Annotated in this window: 17 protein-coding genes; 5 read left to right on the top strand and 12 right to left on the bottom strand. The window is 63.8% G+C overall.

Features of this window, described 5'->3' with window-relative positions; translation table 11 throughout:
- Positions 1 to 58: 58 nt before the first annotated feature.
- The 4 genes from CH291_RS01445 (at position 59) to mftM (ending at position 3,628) form a co-directional block, all read left to right on the top strand.
- Positions 59 to 793, top strand: a complete 735-nt coding sequence (locus CH291_RS01445) for a ThuA domain-containing protein (RefSeq protein WP_094686538.1) — start codon at positions 59 to 61, stop codon at positions 791 to 793.
- A gap of 107 nt (positions 794 to 900) precedes the next feature.
- Positions 901 to 1,206, top strand: coding sequence for a hypothetical protein (locus CH291_RS01450; protein ID WP_052047385.1), 306 nt, complete (start codon positions 901 to 903; stop codon positions 1,204 to 1,206).
- Positions 1,203 to 2,576: an aromatic ring-hydroxylating oxygenase subunit alpha gene (locus tag CH291_RS01455; RefSeq protein ID WP_094639080.1), complete on the top strand. Its 1,374-nt coding sequence runs from the start codon at positions 1,203 to 1,205 to the stop codon at positions 2,574 to 2,576. The genes CH291_RS01450 and CH291_RS01455 overlap by 4 nt, the downstream gene beginning before the upstream one ends.
- A gap of 224 nt (positions 2,577 to 2,800) precedes the next feature.
- A complete protein-coding gene (gene mftM / locus CH291_RS01460) occupies positions 2,801 to 3,628 on the top strand; it encodes a mycofactocin oligosaccharide methyltransferase MftM (RefSeq protein ID WP_094686539.1) in 828 nt (275 codons plus the stop codon).
- An 81-nt stretch (positions 3,629 to 3,709) separates the two neighbouring features.
- On the opposite strand, the gene CH291_RS01465 is transcribed toward mftM, so the two are convergent.
- From CH291_RS01465 to CH291_RS01490, 6 genes are all read right to left on the bottom strand, one after another.
- Entirely contained in the window at positions 3,710 to 4,975 is a 1,266-nt protein-coding gene (locus CH291_RS01465) for an acyl-CoA dehydrogenase family protein (RefSeq protein ID WP_094686540.1), read from the bottom strand.
- 152 nt (positions 4,976 to 5,127) lie between these two features.
- A complete protein-coding gene (locus CH291_RS01470) occupies positions 5,128 to 6,141 on the bottom strand; it encodes a helix-turn-helix domain-containing protein (RefSeq protein ID WP_094669184.1) in 1,014 nt (337 codons plus the stop codon).
- A 132-nt stretch (positions 6,142 to 6,273) separates the two neighbouring features.
- Positions 6,274 to 7,536 carry a molybdopterin molybdotransferase MoeA gene (locus CH291_RS01475; protein ID WP_094686541.1) on the bottom strand — a complete coding sequence of 421 codons (1,263 nt, stop codon included), beginning with the start codon at positions 7,534 to 7,536 and terminating at the stop codon, positions 6,274 to 6,276.
- Complete coding sequence (locus CH291_RS01480; protein WP_094686542.1) at positions 7,533 to 7,775, bottom strand: MoaD/ThiS family protein; 243 nt, start codon at positions 7,773 to 7,775, stop codon at positions 7,533 to 7,535. Before CH291_RS01480 ends, CH291_RS01475 begins: the two co-directional genes overlap by 4 nt.
- A gap of 18 nt (positions 7,776 to 7,793) precedes the next feature.
- A complete protein-coding gene (gene moaA / locus CH291_RS01485; RefSeq protein WP_256980690.1) occupies positions 7,794 to 8,819 on the bottom strand; it encodes a GTP 3',8-cyclase MoaA in 1,026 nt (341 codons plus the stop codon).
- On the bottom strand, positions 8,816 to 9,382 hold the full coding sequence (locus CH291_RS01490) for a molybdopterin synthase catalytic subunit (protein WP_143545865.1): 567 nt from the start codon (positions 9,380 to 9,382) through the stop codon (positions 8,816 to 8,818). Before CH291_RS01490 ends, moaA begins: the two co-directional genes overlap by 4 nt.
- A 249-nt stretch (positions 9,383 to 9,631) precedes the next feature.
- Here CH291_RS01490 and CH291_RS01495 point away from each other — a divergent pair, with 249 nt between their 5' ends.
- Positions 9,632 to 10,639, top strand: coding sequence for a helix-turn-helix domain-containing protein (locus tag CH291_RS01495; protein WP_094686544.1), 1,008 nt, complete (start codon positions 9,632 to 9,634; stop codon positions 10,637 to 10,639).
- 19 nt (positions 10,640 to 10,658) lie between these two features.
- On the opposite strand, the gene CH291_RS01500 is transcribed toward CH291_RS01495, so the two are convergent.
- From CH291_RS01500 to CH291_RS01525, 6 genes are all read right to left on the bottom strand, one after another.
- Complete coding sequence (locus CH291_RS01500; RefSeq protein ID WP_094686545.1) at positions 10,659 to 11,648, bottom strand: NAD(P)/FAD-dependent oxidoreductase; 990 nt, start codon at positions 11,646 to 11,648, stop codon at positions 10,659 to 10,661.
- Positions 11,645 to 11,959: a ferredoxin gene (fdxA, locus tag CH291_RS01505; protein WP_094686546.1), complete on the bottom strand. Its 315-nt coding sequence runs from the start codon at positions 11,957 to 11,959 to the stop codon at positions 11,645 to 11,647. Before fdxA ends, CH291_RS01500 begins: the two co-directional genes overlap by 4 nt.
- 34 nt (positions 11,960 to 11,993) lie before the next feature.
- Positions 11,994 to 14,171: a molybdopterin-containing oxidoreductase family protein gene (locus CH291_RS01510; RefSeq protein WP_094686547.1), complete on the bottom strand. Its 2,178-nt coding sequence runs from the start codon at positions 14,169 to 14,171 to the stop codon at positions 11,994 to 11,996.
- A 119-nt stretch (positions 14,172 to 14,290) separates the two neighbouring features.
- Positions 14,291 to 14,944, bottom strand: coding sequence for a MadR family response regulator transcription factor (locus tag CH291_RS01515; protein WP_032405004.1), 654 nt, complete (start codon positions 14,942 to 14,944; stop codon positions 14,291 to 14,293).
- A 23-nt stretch (positions 14,945 to 14,967) separates the two neighbouring features.
- On the bottom strand, positions 14,968 to 16,323 hold the full coding sequence (locus CH291_RS01520; protein WP_068051604.1) for a MadS family sensor histidine kinase: 1,356 nt from the start codon (positions 16,321 to 16,323) through the stop codon (positions 14,968 to 14,970).
- Positions 16,320 to 17,507, bottom strand: a complete 1,188-nt coding sequence (locus tag CH291_RS01525; protein ID WP_068051617.1) for an iron-containing alcohol dehydrogenase — start codon at positions 17,505 to 17,507, stop codon at positions 16,320 to 16,322. The genes CH291_RS01520 and CH291_RS01525 overlap by 4 nt, the downstream gene beginning before the upstream one ends.
- Between the last annotated feature and the right edge of the window lie 160 nt (positions 17,508 to 17,667).

The following is a 17,667-nucleotide window of genomic DNA, read 5'->3' on the forward strand; positions in this document are numbered from 1 at the left end:
CACCACTGTCGAGTAACTTGACTGGAACAACAGTCGAAACTCTGAACGGACGTCCCTCATGCGTATCGCGGCTTTTTCCGGTGGACACTCCTTCGATCGTGACGCGTTCGCCGAATTTCTGGAGTCCATGCCGGGCGAGGTCACTTGGTTCGAGCACCCCGACACGGATCCCGGAACCACAGCATTCGACGTCTCGCTGCACTACGACATGCCGGGCACGTTGCCCCAGCCGTCCGCGCCCCCCGATTCCCTACGCGAGAAGGTGAGGGCGGCTCCGGAGTCCGGACATGGGTATGTCGTTCTTCACCATGCCATCGCATCATGGGCAGCCTGGGACGAGTGGTCGGAATTCGTCGGCGGCCGCTACCTGTATCGACCGGGCGTGGTGCGTGGTGTCGAGCGCCCCGATTCGGGCTATCGACACGCGGTTCCGCAGCGCATCTCGGTCGTCGACCACGACCACCCGATCGCCGCAGGGATTCCCGAGTCGTTCGACCTGATCGACGAGACCTACCTGTGCGAAGTCTTCGAGGACGACGTGACTCCGCTGCTGCGAACCGATGCCGAGATGACCGACGCCGTTCACTTCTCCACTGCCTCTGCGATGGCGGGCAGGCGAGACGATCGCACGGGGTGGCACCACGCGCCCGGTTCGTCGCTGGTCGGGTGGACGAAGACGAACGGTCGTAGCCGACTCGCATACCTGCAACCGGGCGACGCGGCACCCACCCTGTCGAACCCTGTCTACCGCCGGCTCGTGGGGGCAGCACTTCTCTGGGCCGCTCGGCGATAGTTATTGGAGTAGCAGTAAAGAAAAGTGTGCTCATCGTCACCGTTCACTGTTACAGTTTATGGATAGAACATTAAGTAACACCGCAACTGATCATCAAGGAGATTGCGATGCGACAGATCAAGCATCCGATGAGCCACGCGATCTACGAGTTCGACGACGACTTCAACGTCCTGGTCACCACTCGCGACGGCAAGACCGGCACGTTCGATCCGGAAGGTCGCTACCTCCACGGCGAGGTGAAGGCGGTCGATCCCGAGCTGGCCCGATGGGTGGGTCTCGGTCCTCGCGCTCCCGTCCCCATCACCCAGAACCGGCGCTTCATGGGCGCCGCGAAACTGCTCGAGAAGATGCAGGCCGACAAACAGGCGCAGGACGCCCTCGCCATCACGCTGGAACAGGGAGGCAAGCTGTGACCGACATCGATGAGCGCGCCGAAACACCCGTCGAGAACGGGACGGGATATCAGCGACTGCTCGAGACCGATACGCACCCGGTCCCGGACATCCTGCGCGAGGAATCTCACGAGCAATACGCCGACCAGAACTTCGTGCCGGTATCGCGCTACATCAGCCGCAAGTACCACGAACTCGAACGAGACCGGGTCTGGTACAAGGTATGGCAGATGGCGTGCCGCGAGGAAGAGATCCCCGAGCCGGGTGACACGCTCGTGTACGACATCTGCGAAAAGTCGATCCTGCTCGTCCGCGGTAAGGACATGGGCATCCGTGCGTTCTACAACTCGTGCCTGCACCGTGGCCGTACCCTCCGCGAAGAGGACGGTCCGGCCGGCAACGAAATACGTTGTCCCTTTCACGGTTTCGCCTGGAACTTCGACGGCTCGCTCAAGTCGATGACCTGTGCCTGGGACTTTCCTCAGGTCGACAAGTCGAAGATGGACCTGCCACAGGTCAAGGTGGACACCTGGGGTGGCTTCGTGTTCGTCAACATGGATCCCGAGTCCGAATCACTGGACAGCTTCCTCGGCGATCTCGGAAAGCACTTCGAGGCGTGGCCTCTGGAAGACCGATTCATCCAAGCGCACGTCGCTCAGGTCATCCAGGCGAACTGGAAGATTGCGCAGGAGGCATTCTCCGAGGCCTTCCACGTGATCACCACTCACCCGCAGCGGGTCGTGGGAACCGGCGACTCCAACAGTCAGTACGACAGCTGGGGCAACTTCAACCGCGGCATCACGGCGAACGGAGTACCGAGCCCGCACATCAACTTCGTCCCGACCGAGCAGGAGATGTTCGACTCGATGATCGATGCGCGCATCGACGAGGACCCGATGGTGACGCTCCCCGAGGGTGTGACCGCGCGGGAGATGTCCGGCATGCTGGCCCGCGAGGGTCTGCGCGAGATCATCGGTGATGTCAAGGCGGACAACATGTCCGACGCGGAATCACTGGACAGCATCTACTACACCGTGTTCCCCAACTTTCATCCATGGGGCGCGTACCAACGCATCGTCTACCGATTCCGACCCAACGGTGACGACCACGAGACCTCGATCATGGACGTGTACCTACTGGCACCGTTCAAGGGCGAACGGCCCAAGCCTGCCAAGACCCAGTGGCTGCGACCGGAGCAGTCGTGGTTGGAAGCAACGGTGCTCGGCAGTTCGGCGCGGGTGTTCGACCAGGACGCGTACAACATGCCCAAGGTGCAGAAGGGCTTGCAGTCGGCGCAGTCGAAGACGCTCCCGCTGGCTCGATACCAGGAAGTCAAGATCCGGCACATCCACCATCTGCTGGCACAGTGGATCGGAGAGGAAGTGGACTGACACCGGCGAGCGTGTGAGCGACCGTCATGACGGGAGGAACCGGTCGGCCGTCGGGAGCAACTGCCCGTCCGGGTAGGTGACCGCCTGTCCGGCGCGCGGGGTCCAAGGGTGTCCCAGCGGCCAGAGCTGCTCTGAAGCGGCCGATTCGGCGAGGGTTGTGTGGAACGCTCGACCTCACCGACGGGACGCCCTCGCCGGGCGTCCCACGAACAGAATGGCTTTCGATGACCGAGCTGGATGCACTGGCACCGAGCCCGGATGGAGTGTGGGCTCACGAGAACGTGGTCGTTCGGCATCTTCCCGGACTGCAGTTCGACGCCGCCCGGACAGGGTCGACCGTGCAGGTCGGCCATGGCCTGACGTCGGCCGAGATCGGCGAGCGCCTCGTTCCGATCGTGACCGCACAGGCACGTCATGTGGGTCTTTCTCAGCGCGAGTTCGAGTTGGTGTTGGTCGGGATAGTCCGCACCACGGTCGCCGATCCGGTCGACGCATGGGCCACCTATTACCGCAATTCGTTGGACGAGCTGCTCTCGGGCACCGCCGATTTCGCGCCTGTCCACGAACAGGCGGAGAACCTGATCGTCGGGTCGGTGCTCGACCTGGGTTCGTGCTTCGGCTTCTTTCCACTGCGGCTGGCGATTGAAGGCCACTCGGTGACTGCGACGGACCTGTCGGCCGGAACCATGCGGTTGCTCGCCACCGTGGCCCCACACCTCGGGATCACGCTCGACACCGTGGTGTGCGACGCCGCCAATGTTCCCGTTGCCGACGGCAGTGCCGACACCGTGACTGCACTGCATCTCCTCGAGCACGTCGACGCCGAGACCGGCTCCCGCATAGTGGAAGAAGCGCTACGCATCGCGCGCACCCGTGTCGTTGTTGCCGTGCCCTTCGAGGCCGAGACCACCGCCTGCCACGGACACGTCCGCACATTCGACGAGGCATCACTGGTCGAGCTCGGTCGGTCGTCGGGCCGCGTATTTCGGACCTTCGAGCACCACGGTGGGTGGCTCGTGATCGACAAGACCTCGACCCCCCAACTGGTCTGACAGGCCGCTGGGAGTACCACATCGCAACGCCGACGTGGTGTCAGGATCGCAATGGATCCTGACACCACTGCCTCCGTCGACCTAGGCGTACTCGGGTACCGACAGTCGATTCTCCGCTGCAGCGAGTGAATCGAATCCGTCTGCCCTGAGCAGATTGTGGACGTTGCGCCGTCGGACCCCCATGTTGCCGCCGTCGTAGACCGGGAAGCACAGGACGTCTTCCATGATCGCCGCGATCGGTGTCAGGTTCGTGTACGCATCGACACCGACGAGACGCATGGCGTCGTACACGACCTGCACGGCCGTCTCTGACGCGAAAATTTTTGCCTCGTTGGTCAATTCGCGATCGCGTCCGCCGGTACGGTCGAAATGGTCCGCAGCCTTCCACGCGAAACAGCGGACCGCCTCGATGCGAGTCTTGATGTCCACCAACATGTATCCGGCATTCTGATACTCGATGACGGGTACCGGACCGGAGCGGTGGTCGGTCTTGGCGAAGTGCAAAGAGTAGTCGAATGCAGCTCGCATCCTGCCCACGCACGCGGCAGCGATGGACGAGCAGGTCCAGGAGAAGGCAGTGGCAACGATATCCAACCCGTCGCCCGGCTTGCCGACGATGTTGCCGACCGGCACCCGCACGTCGCGGAATTCCACCCGCGGCGAATTGGTGGCACGATGTCCGATGGTGTCGATCATGTCGGTGATCTCCACCCCGGGCGTTCCCTTCTCCACGACGATGACGGCGAGCGACTCCGACGGCGGCAGTGCAGGATCGGTACGGCAGACCACACTGATCAGGTCGGCACCCTGACCGTCCCAGCCCGAGGCATTGGTGGTGTAGTGCTTGGCACCGTTGATGACCCACTCGTCGCCCTCGCGACGCGCGAAGGTCCGAATTCCGACGGTAGGGTCTTCCGAGTCGTAATTGGCCCCGCCGGTGACTTCCGTGTAGGCGATCGCAGCCAATCTGGGTTCGCCGTCGCAGAACAACGGGAGCCAGCGGTTCTTCTGCTCCTCGGTACCGAAGTTGATGATCGGGTTGAGTCCCAATCCCGTGCCCAGCAATGCCGTCGGAGTGTTGATGTCGACCCGAGCGAGTTCCTCGGCCGCGAGCGCGAAGGTGAGATTGTCGAAGTACGCGCCGCCGTATTGATCGGGGACCAGTCCCTTGACGAATCCGAGACCGGCCAGCTGCTTGTAGACCGGGTGCAACGCGTAGAAGCGATCCTCGGGGCGCGGTATGGAGGAAATAGCGGGCGCTACTTCGCTCAGAATGTCGTCCGCCACTTGCCGCGCCTGCATGCGCACTGCCATCTGCTCGGGGCTGAGCTCGAAACTCAGGGTCATGTGAGACTCCTCGATGTCTGTCCTGGTGGGGGGGTGAAGAACGGAATCGGGCGACGCTGCCCTACCCACCATGTTTCACGGCCCGACGCATCCCGGTCTTGTACCGGACTGCGCCGTCATCGGTACCGTTCTGCACTGTCGAACAGAAAGATTCACCCCTGCGCCGACTGCGGCACTTCCCCTGTCTGCACCGAGTTGCGGTATTCGACCGGACTGCATCCGAAGCGCGATCGAAAGGTCTTGGCCAGATGCGCCGAATCCGAGAATCCCCACGCTGCCGCTATCGTTCCGATCGATCGAGTGTCCCGAGAATCAGCGAGCTCACGCCGACACGCTTCGACGCGATGCTCACGGACGACGGCACCGAACGTGGTTCCCGTCCTCTCGAAGAGGGCATGGAGCGTGCGTACCGATACCCCGACATGGCGGGCCGCATCGGTGGCGGGAACTCGGCCGAATGCAAGCCTGGAGTCGATGTACCGAACTGCGGAGACCCGAAGTGCTTCGTCGGTGTCCAACGAGCATCCGGTGTCCCGTTGCGTCCCTCCCAGTACGGCACGCAGCAGATCGACATGGGCCGCTCCGATCATCTGCCGCTCGGCGGTCTGCAGCGTTGAATCGGTCCGCCAGGTCTCCACCATCAACGAGCTGAGCAGCCGAGCAGAACCCGACGAGCTCGAGAAACGCCGCGCAGTCGTCGCTGCCGACGGGCCGACCACATCTGCCAGCAGAGGGCGCGGCAGTCGGAAGGACAGCACTCGCCACAGTTCGTCGTTGCCGGGCTCGACGAACTCCAGCCGGTACGGGCGAGTCGAGTCGACGACGGCGAACTCACCTCGGGAGACCGTGCACTGCCGCCCGTCCTGAGTGGTCGTACAGTGCCCGTCCAGTTGCAGATTGACGAAGACGACGTCCTCGTCCGCGCGGGCGACCTCGCGCTTTCCATGATCGATTCGCTGTGTGCAGGAGGCGATCTCCGCTGCGTTGCCACCCCCGATCGCCGCGGAGCGCACCCATCCGGGAAGTCCTGAACGTGACGAACTGTGTTCGACGTGGTCCCGGGATCGCCACGGTGCCAGCGGCGTGAATGCCTGGCAGAGAACATCGGCCCAATAGCTCATCTGATCGGCCGGGCCGAGTCCCCTCGTTGTCCAAAATGACGTCATGTTGCACTCCGCGATAGATTCGAGTGCACACACGGTAGGCCTTGGGCGTAAGTCATCCGAGGCATTCGCGTTACGAAATGTGTGCACTCTCCTCACGCCGGCGGGCTGGGCGCGGAGAGGTTCGCAGCGCTTTCAGATGCAGGTACCTCGCCGCGTCGACGCGGCCGAGCCGAGCATCCAGGCGGGGTACTCACCCGGCGGACCCAGGCCGCCGTCGGAGGGCGGAATCACGATCAGAGAGTTGGCATGGGCCAGCGCACCGACCGAGTGCGATCGAATGATCGTGGCGTCGTCACCGTCGACGACGCCCAGCATCACCCGGGGTATCGCCGAGGCAGGAGGCGTATGCCCCTGCGCCCTGACCGTTCTCATCTTTCTTTCCGCCTGCGGGTTTCGCAGTGCCGCAACGACCACCGGCCGGACGAACAGTTCGTAGGAGATCAATGCGCTGACCGGATTTCCCGGCAGGCACAGGATCGGAGTTCCGCCGAACCGACCGCACGCCTGCGGCTTTCCCGGCCTGACTGCGACAGAGACGAAGTCGACCTCCTGATCCGCGAGTGCCAGCCGAACCACTTCCTCGGTACCGGCGCTGATGCCACCGGTCGTGACGATGACGTCCGCAGCGTCGGCGCACCGGGCGAGTGCCGCCCGGCATGCGTCCACGTCATCGGCCACAGCCGGTTCGAGGTGCACGTCGGCACCGCACCGGATGAGATCGGCGACGATCATCGCGGCGTTGGAATCGTGACACTCACCGTTCGCGAGTTCGGTCCCGACGCCGCGGATCTCCGATCCCGTCGAGAGCACAGCGACGATCAGAGACGATTCGACCCGAACGTGGGTGCGGCCGAGAGCGGCGAACAGGCCGACCTGTGCGGGGGTGACCATTGTCCCTGCCCCGACAGCGATGTCACCGACCTCCAGATCCGACGCCCGGGCGCGAATGTTGCTCTTGGAATCGAGCGAGCGGACGGTGACCTCGGCCGAACCGAACGACTCGGCGAATCCGCTGGTTCTCTCGACCGGGATCACCAGATCTGCACCGAACGGCACCACGGCCCCGGTCATGATCTGGACGCACTGCCCCGGCGACACGTGCAGCGGCACCGGTTGTCTGCCTGCGACACTGCGAGCGGAGACGAGCAACCGAACGGGCGCACCGCCCGCACCGTCCACATCGGCAGCGCGGACGGCGAATCCGTCGACCGCCGAGTTGTCGAACGCCGGCAACGCGTGGTCGGCAACGATGTCCTCGGCCAACACTCGTCCCACGGCACTGTGGATCGGCACCGAGCGAACGCGTGGCGACACGCCCAGTTCGTCTATCGCGCAACGATGTTGGTCCACCGTTCGGAGAGGAGCTGGGATACTGCCGACTGTCGTCGACATCATCCGCCGGAAATCGGGGGCAGCACTGCGATCTCGTCGGTGTCCGAGCAGGGCGAATCCTCGGTACGACCCAGCGAACGTCCGTTGATCCAGATCCTGGACACAGCAAGCACATCCGCGAAGGGCGCGCCGTACCGCTCGATCGCGGAATCGAGTACCCTACGGACCGTAGACCCCGGAATGTCTTGCGACGCCTCACCGGCGACCTGACGGGCCGCCGCGAACATCAGGACTTCGGCCATGGACCTCTCACTCTCCGATCATCCACCGATGTAGGACATTTCGATGCGGTCGCGCACTGCACCGTCATTCGTTCCTGCTCGCAGCTCCGAGTATCGATCGTCTCGGCGCAGCCACAGCGCCGACAAGCGCGCCACGAGGTCGCCCTGCGAGGCTCCCGATCGCAGCAGGGCCCGCAGATCGGTTCCCGTCGAAGAGAACAGACAGGTGAACACCTTGCCATCAGCGGACAAGCGGGCACGGGTGCAGGCTCCGCAAAAGGGTTCCGATACCGAACCGATCACACCGATTTCTCCGCCGCCGTCGAGGTAGCGATACCGCACCGCCACCTCACCGTCGTAGTCCGCGTCGACTCTCTCCAATGGGTGGTTCCGTCCGATCGTGTCGACGATCGATTCGACGTCGACGACCTGGGCCAGCTCCCATCTGTTGGTCGCGCCTACATCCATGTATTCGATGAAGCGCACCACGATGTCGGTGCCTCGGAACCGTTCGGCAACGGCCAGTATCGATCCGTCGTTCACCCCTCGACGCACCACGACGTTGACCTTGACCGGCGACATCCCGGCCCGCACAGCCGCGTCGATGCCGTCGAGCACGGTCTGCACGGGCACGCGCGTATCGCTCATCCGAGCGAAGGTGTCCGGATCCGTGGAATCGAGGCTGACGGTGACACGGCGCAACCCGGCCGCCACCAGTTCTTCGGCATGCGCAGCGAGCAGTGAACCGTTGGTGGTCATCGCCAGATCGATGTCCTCGATCGAACTCAATCGCTCTATCAGCGTGGTGATTCCGGCGCGTAGCAGCGGTTCACCGCCGGTGAGACGTACCTTGCGGATTCCGATGGTCGCCGCCGCTCGAGCGACTCTGTCGATCTCCTCGAAGGACAACAATCTGCTCGCGTTCAGGAACGAATGATCGGGGCCGAATTCGGCACGGGGCATGCAGTACACGCAGCGAAAGTTGCACCGATCGGTGACCGAGATCCGTAGATCGCGAAGGACTCGCCCGCGAGTATCGCGAATGCCAATATCGAGGCCGCTCACGAGCAACGTCCGTACGTCGCGGGCAGCCAGTGCGAGGCCGCTCGCTCGACGCCCTCGATCTGCATTCCGGTCTCGACCCAATCGCTGATTCCGGCCCGCTGTTCGAGCTTCCACACCGGTACGCAGGCTTTGAGAACGTCGATGCAGAACTGAGCCGCCAGAAATGCGTCGACGCGATGGCCCGAGGACACGCAGACGAGCACACTGGCTGCACCGAGTGGAACCGATCCGACTCTGTGCAGCAACGCGATACGTCCGATTCCGGGAAATCGGTCTCGCGCGGCGTCCGCGATCTCGAACAGTCGCACTCGCGCCACCGATTCGTAGGCCTGGTAGTCGATCGACACGACACCATCGGCGGCGCGACCCGCGCCGTCCGTCGAATACTCACGAACCACCCCGGTGAAGGTCACGACGGCCCCGCACTGCGGCAGCGTCGCCCAGTCGATCATCGCCTCGACCGACAGAACATCGGCCACCACGGCGACACACGTATCGGTCGCGCGCGGTTCGTGGTCCGTTGGATTCACTTCCACCGTCCGGACAGTGTCGACTTCGCCCACGGCACACCCCTTTCACCTCATGTGCACCAAGGATTGCCGAGCCGGGTGATCCGCAGTTGACCGTCAGTGACGGCTAGTTGATCCGCAGAGACCACACTGCGTCGTTGTCGCAGGACTTTCCGGCAATGTTACGAACAGCCAATCGAGCCGAAACATTGCGCGTTAACCTCGAACGAAGCCCCTGCATCGCAGTGATCGCCATGATCACGACGAGTCGGTCACGGCGGGCTCTTACGACAAGGGGTTCTCATGCTCTCCAGATCCGGATTCTCCGTCCCGGCCCGGACGACCAGCCGCGGGGACTGGTGCGACATGTTGAACGAACACTTCGTCGCACTCGATGTCGCCGACGTGGCCGACAGCAGATTTACCGGCGCGGTTCGATCGATGTCGCTTGCGCACCTGCAGGTTTCGAGCGTCCGGTCCACCTCGCAGCACATCGCTCGTACCGACTCACTGATCGACAAGGACCGTATCGAGTACGTGCAGATCGGGATGATCCGTCGGGGCCGCGCGATCGTGGTGCAGGACGGCCGTGAATGCACGCTGACGCGGGGCGACTTCGCCATCTACGACACCTCGCGCCCGTTCGACTGGATCATCGACGGCCATCCCGACGACGACCAATGGGAGCTCGAGGTCTTCACCTGGCCCCGCCACATGCTTCGGCTCGATGCGCGCGAATCCAGTGACATGACAGCAATGGCATTCGATGGATCTGCCGGATTCAGTGGGCTCCTCGGGCGGTTTCTGCACGATCTGAGTTCGACGCGCTCGTCGTTGGACATCACCGGAGCGCAGGCCATAGCCGACGAGGTCGGAGATCTGGTCAGCGTGATCGCCCGCAACACCACCACCAGCCCGACGATCGACTCCCCTACCGCAGCACTCGTGCGGTCCGCTCAGCGGTACATCGACGATCATCTCGCGGACCCCGAGCTTTCGCCCGGCGCGGTCGCGGCGGCGATGCTCGTCTCGACCCGCCAACTCCACCGCGTCTTCGCCGCCAGTGGCACGACGGTGGCCCGCAGCATCCGCGTCAAGCGACTCGAGCGGTGCCGTCGTGAGATCATCGCCAGCGTTTCGGCCGACCGTTCCCTCGGACAGATCAGTCGACGGTGGGGATTTGCGGACCTTGCCGTGTTCAGCCGCGCATTCCGTGAGCAGTACGGCATGAGCCCGCGCCATTACCGCTCCGCTGCGTCCGCCCACTCCGACGATCCACGAGCGTTCACCCGGTCGATGCGACCGAACTGAACCGTACGGCCCGCTGGGGTCAGTGGATCGAGTCGCTCGAGTGGCCCGGCACGATCGGTGCCGAGCCGTCCACCAGTGGAGCGATGTGATTGACCGCGGTGGCCGCCTCTGCGAAGCCGACCGCGATCAACTTGACCTTGTCTTCGTGTCCGGCAACGTCACCCACCGCGAACACTCGCCTCCGGTTGGTGCGCATCGTTCGGTCGACGGCGATATCGCGCTGGTACTTGTCCAACCCCCACGTTGCGATGGGACCGAGTGCTGCCTTGAATCCCAGTGCGGCAACAACACTCGACACCGTCAGCTGCCTCCGCTCGATTCCGGCACCGTCGACGATCGTCACCGATTCGACGGTGTCCTCGCCTGCGATCTCCTCGACCTCGAACGGAGTGAAAACATCGACACTCGACCGCTCGAGCAGACCCAGACTGTGCGCGTGAGCTCGAAAGTCGTTGCGCCGGTGCACCAGCACGACCGATTTCGCGATCGGTTCCAGGCTCAGCGCCCAGTCCACCGCCGAATCACCGCCGCCCACGATCATCACGTGTTCGCCGGCCAGATCGTTCAGCCTGGGCACGAAATACCGCAACCCGCGGTCGTGGAACTCGGACCCGGTTGGCAGCGGCCTCGGCGTGAACTTCCCGATGCCCGCTGCCACCAGAACGGCCTTCGCGACGACGGTGGCACCCCTGTCGGTCGTGATGCGGACGGAGTCCTCGAACTCCTCGAATTCGGTCGCGACGTGTCCCACCAGATACGTCGGATCCGCCTGCTCGGCTTGCTCGACCAGTGCGTCGACCAGATGTTGGGCCTTGATCGCAGGGAAGCCCGCGACGTCGAAAATCTTCTTCTCCGGGTACAGCGCGGCCAGTTGACCGCCGGGGTGCGGCAAGGCATCGATGACGGTCACCGTCAGTCCGCGAAAGCCCGCGTAGTAGGCACCGTAGAGCCCTGCCGGGCCGGCGCCGACGATGATCAGGTCACACTCGGAAACCGTTGCACCACTCACTTCTTCGCCACTTCGTCGATCGTCGGATGGTCGTGGCCGACCGGGCCGAGGTCCTCCGCCCCTCCCGACGCGTCGGCGTCCTCACAGAATTCGACTGCGATGTCGACGAACCGCTTCTGCTCGTCCGGAATCTTGTGTTCCCAGAAGATGGCGTCGTTGGGGCAGGCGGGCATGCACTTTCCGCAGTCGACGCACTCGTCGGGGTTGATGTACATCATCCGAGCGCCCTCGTAGATGCAGTCGACGGGGCACTCCTCGGTGCATGCCTTGTCGAGTAGGTCGATGCACGCTTCGGTGACGACGTAGGCCATGGCGAAATCCTTTTGTTCGTAGTAGTGATGACGATCAGGCGTCGAGTGGTCGCACTTCGACGAGGGTGTCGGAGAAGGTCGGGGCGTTTCCGAGGTCTGCGAACACGGTCGGGTTCAGCGAAGCCGGAGTGGACAGCGACAGCATGTTCTTGCGCCACGCGCCCATCGCACAGACCGTGACGCCCTCCATGACCGCCTTGTCCGGCTTGGCGACAACGGTGAACTCTCCACGATCGTTGAAGACCCGCACCACATCCCCCGACGCGATCCCGCGGCGCTCGGCGTCGACAGGATTGACCAACAACGTCGGCTCCTTCTGCACCTTGCGATGCATGTCGAGATTTCCGAAGCTCGAATTCAGATAGGCGTGCGACTTGGGAGTCAACAGGTTGAGCGGATACTTCTGCGCCAGTTCGGGATTGGTTCGCAGCGATTCGCGGGGCGCGATGTAGTGCGGCAGCGGATCGACGGGCTGGCCCGGTTGGTGATCGTTCGAGCCCTGCCGGAAGAGAGGCAGGACGAAATTGCCGCCCGCCGCCGCCGAGGACAGGAATTCCGTTTTGCCGGAGGGGGTTCTGAAATTTCCGCCGGCGTGTGGCGCGTACTCGTCGGGACCGGGCAGATTGAGTCTCTGCCAGCCGAGCCGTTTGAGCGACTCGATGGTGATGCCCTCCATTGCGGGCGCATTCCAGTCGTAGGCGAGACCGATGAGCTCTTCGTCGGTTCGGGAGAACACCGGCTCGGTGAACCCCATGGCCTTGGCCAATCGCCGGAACAGCTCTGTGTTGGGTACGGCTTCACCCATGGGCTCGATCGAACGGTTGTTGTAGGTGACGAACAGGTGGCCCCACGAGAAATTGATGTCGTCCTGCTCGAGCTGAGTGGTGGCAGGCAGGATGATGTCCGCGTAATCGGCTGTGTCGGTGATGAAATGGTCACTGACGACGGTGAACAGATCCTCGCGGCTGAGCCCGTCGATCATCCGCTTCTGATCGGGGCACACCACCACCGGATTCGAGTTGTAGACCATCAGGCCCTTGAGGGGCGTATCCAGATTCAGCCCGCCGGTCAGTGCTTCGCCGAGCTGGTACAGATTGATCACGCGCGTACCCGGAGTCTGCAGATCCGTCTGCAGGAATTCGGGCCAGTTGACCGGAAATGCCCATAGGGGCAGCTGCAGGATCCCGCCGCCCGGCTTGCGCCACGCGCCCACCAAAGACGGAAGACACGAAATGGCCCTCACGCTCTGTCCACCACCTGCGCTGCGCTCGATCGCGACGCCGATACGAATAACGGACGGCTGACTCTGCGCGTATTCCCTTGCCAACGTGTAGATGTCCTCGACGGGAATGCCCGTCTCCTCCGACGCCCACTGCGGGGTGTACTGCTGCACGCGCTCGGCCAACTCGTCGAAGCCGATGGTGTGACGCTCGATGTAGTCGGCGTCCGTCAGTCCTTCGTCGATGATGACGTGCATCATCGCCAGCGCGAGTGCGCCGTCGGTGCCGGGGCGGATAGGTATGTACTGGCTGGCAGCCTTGGCGGTCCTGGTCTTGACCGGATCGATCACCACGACCTTCGCACCCCTCTTCTTCGCCTCGGCCACGTAAGGCCAGAGGTGGAGGTTGGTGCTCATGACGTTCGAGGCCCAGATCAGGATGAACTTGGAATGGACGAAGCTTTCGGGGTCGACGCCCGCCGTGTCGCCGACGGTCATCGCGTAGGCAGTGCACGAGCCGGCGTCGCAGTAGGTGCGCTCGGCGACCGTCGCGCCGAGGCGGTTGAAGAATGCGTCCCCGACGTTGAGCCCCTGCGTGATCCCTTGGGTGCCGAGGTAGTTGCACGGCATGATCGCTTCCGGGCCGAATTCCTCGGCGATGGCGGTGAACTTCTCCGCGATGGTGGCCACGGCCTCGTCCCACGAGATCCGCTCGAAGCGGCCGGAGCCTTTGGGTCCGGATCGCTTGAGCGGGTACAGAACTCGATCGGGGCTGTAAACCTTGTCCAGGTAGTTGTCCACCTTCACACACAGTCCGCCGTTGGTGTACGGGTTGGTCTTGCTACCGCTGACGCTGGTCGCCACACCGTCTGCGACGGTGACCACCATCGAGCAGGAATCCGGACAGTCCTGGCCGCAGGCCCCGAGAACCGTGAGCTCCGTGGGCCGGTCTGTGGGAGCGTCGTCTGGGCGTGTGTCTTCCTGAACGGTCATGGGTGCTCCTCGGCATGGATATCACTGGTGTGTGGTATCCGAAGCCTGCACCTCGAGAGCGCTCCGAACAGGACGCGGAGCGCCGTCTACTTTGCGCTCGGTGCCTCGTTCGGCGTCGCTCAGATCAACCCCTGCTTGCTTGCCGCGTACACGGCCTCGGCTCGCCGAGACACTGCGAGCTTGCGCATGATGTTGCTGACGTGGAATTTCACTGTCGTCGCCGAGATGAACAGGCGGGTGCCGATCATGTTGTTGGACAGGCCCGTCGCGAGTAGCCGGAGTACTTCGAGTTCGCGCTCGGTCAGCCGTTCTATGCTGCTCGGCGTGCCGTTGAGTGATCGCACGACAGCCGAGGCACTCCGCGAATCGAAGGCACTCTCGCCTCGCGAGACAGCACGTATCGCCCGCACCAGTTCGGTGGTATCGACGTCCTTGACGACGTATCCGCGTGCACCGGCGTGCACCGCCTCCACCACGAGTCGGTCGTCGAGGAAAGTGGTGAGCACCAGCAATCCGATTCCGTTGTGCGCCTTGGCCAATTGTGCGCACAGGGCAAGGCCCTCGTAATCCGAACTGGCCGAGAGCTTGAGATCCATCAGCACGATATCGGGCTCGACCCGCGCGACGACGGCCAATCCCTCCTCCCGCGTCGACGCCTCCCCCACGATCGTCAGATCCGACTCGCGCTCGAGCACCGAACGCAGCCCGTCGCGCAGAATTGCATGATCGTCGACCAGGACGATGCGGACAGTAGGTGCCGCCACCTGCCCCATGCCCGTGCGAACCGTCGGAACGCTCACTGTGTTTCGCCCTTCTCGGATCTTTCCTGGAAGGGAATGCGCACTGCCACACGCACACCCCCGGTTCGGGCGCGGCGAATCTCGAAGACCCCGCCGTGTTCGCGAGTGCGGGCCGCCATGTTCGCCAATCCGCGGTGGCGGCCGTCGACATCGGTGGACTCGGCCAGGTGCAGCATCATTCGCAGGTGGGCCGGATCGCCGTCGCCATCGTCGGCGATCGACAACTGCACCTGATCGAGCGAATAGGTCAACCGAAGAATTGCCCGGGACGCGTGCGCGTGCACCGCTGTGTTGAACAATGCTTCGCCGGCGATGCGGAGCAAGGCATGCTCGCACTCGCTGCTCAGCTCGACGGGGGTTCCCTCCACCCGCAACGAGACCTGCAACTCGTCGGGCATGTGGACCACGGAAAGCTGTTCGAGCATTTCCGGAAGGGACGTTCGATCGGCGTCCTGCGGGTGATTGAGCGCGTAGATCGCCGACCGCAGTTGTTCCACAGCCCGACGCGTCAGATCCTTCGCCAGATCCAATCTGTCGCTGCGTTCTTCGGCCGAGATCTCGCTGCGACACACTTCGATCTGCATACCAGCGGACAGCACGGCCTGAGTGACGCTGTCGTGCAATTCGCGAGCGATGCGGTGGCGTTCGTCGTCGAGGACCTGATGCCGGTGCGCGGCACCCAATTGCCGCTGTGTCAGCAACAGTTCGGCATTGCGGGCTGCGAGATCGGCCGCTGTGCGGTTCGCCTGGGCGTAGGCACTCTCGGTCCGCTCGAGCAATTGCCGTCGACTCTGAAAGAGCGCCGAATTCTGCAGCGCCACCGCCGTTTGACTGGCCAGAATGCTCAACACCGCCGCGTCGGTGGCGTCCAGCACCCGCTGCTCTCCGGTCCACGCCGCAAAAGCACCCACGACGCCTCCGTCGAACGCGATCGGCACGAAGGCGTGATGAGCGGAGATCACCGGTGTCTGCCCATCGCCGCACGTCGACTGTCGAATCGACTCGAGGCAGTCGACGACGTCGTCCGGCAACGGTGGCCCCTCGACGTTGTCGACCAGAAACGGCGTGGCGTCCGGTCCGAGCACGAGTCGACGAGGACCGGCATCCGGCAGAGCGCCATCGGCAAGAGCGAAGACCACCCAGCGTGCGCTCAGATGGGCACGAGCTGCTTCCGCGACCGCGCACACCAGCGTCTCGGGCCCGTCGACCGTCCGAACCAGTGCCCGTGAAATCAACTCCAGCGCATAGACGACGCGCTCCAAACGTTCGGCCGCGCCACGATATTGGGGGTAGAACGTGTTCTTGCCCGAACGCAGCCCCGTCAGCAGCGACAGGTCGGGTCCGGACGTCACAGCGCACTCCTGAACAGATCGACCATCTCGCGGTGCGTGGCGGAGCGAGGATTGGTGGACATGCAGGCATCATGTAAAGCGTTGGTGGCCAACACATCCAGATCGGACTCGCGGACACCGATCTGCGCCAGACCGGTGGGAACGCCGACCTGACGTGCAAGGCGATCGACACGGTCCGCCACAGCCATGGCGGCTTCCTCCGGCCTGGCTCTGCCTTCCGGCAATCCGAGGCTCGTCGCGATGGCCACGTAGGGCAACGGATCCTCCGCGGCGTTGAAACGAATGACATGCGGCAGCAGCACTCCGTTGATCACCCCGTGCGGGAGGTCGAGGAGTCCTCCCACCTGATGGCTCATGGCATGGGTGGCACCGAGAATCGCATTCGTGAACGCCAGACCGGCTTCCAGACTCGCCTGCGCCATCGAACCACGCGCGGCCATATCGGTGGGCTCGTCGATGGTGCGCGCCAACTGCGACATCACCATGGTGATGGCCCGAAGTGCATGGTGGTCGGTGAGCTGGTTGTGACCCAGCGAGACGAATGCCTCGATTCCGTGCGTCAGAGCGTCCAAACCGGTTGCCGCGTTGAGCCATTCGGGCATCGTGGTGAGCAACATCGGATCGATCACGGTGATATCGGGAACGAGTGCCCGGCCGAGGATGGTGATCTTGGTCGAGCGCGCCGTGTCGGTGACGATGCAGAACTGCGAGACGTCGGCCCCGGTGCCCGATGTCGTGGGCACCATCACCAGCGGGGGAATCGGCCGAGTGGCCTGATCGACGCCCTCGTAGTCGAGGATTCTGCCGCCGTTGCCCGCGAGGATGGCGATCCCCTTGGCCGCATCCATGACCGACCCACCGCCGATCGCCACCAGCACGTCGCAACCGTTCTCTGCGTAGTAGCCGTGCCCGGCCTCGATTTCGACGTCCTTGGGATTGGGCGTGAGCGCGCTCCAGACCTGGGGGTCGAGGCCCTGGGCAACGAGTAGGTCGACCAACTGCCCGGCCCAGCCGCTCTCGATCAACCCCGAGTCCGTGACGAGCATCGGCCGGACCCCACCGAGACGACATGTCGCGTGCGCGACCTCGCCCAGCGAATCCGGACCGAACACGATCTCGGGTGCGTGGAATTTGAGAACTCGTGGCGTCTCGGCTCGGCTGCGCTGCGCATCGAGGTCGTGCAGCGCCTTGCCGACGTCCGCCGTAGCTGCCTGGTCCACCGTCCACACCCTCGCTGTCCATCGATCCCAGAACTCTCGGACCTGTGATTCAGGTTACAACCTTACGAGCACGGCCGGTCCGATCCCACCAGCACCGGGCCAGGTTCCTACCTGCCCGATCGGG

Origin of the sequence: Rhodococcus sp. 14-1411-2a (assembly GCF_002259485.1) — a bacterium.
GTDB lineage: Bacteria > Actinomycetota > Actinomycetes > Mycobacteriales > Mycobacteriaceae > Rhodococcoides.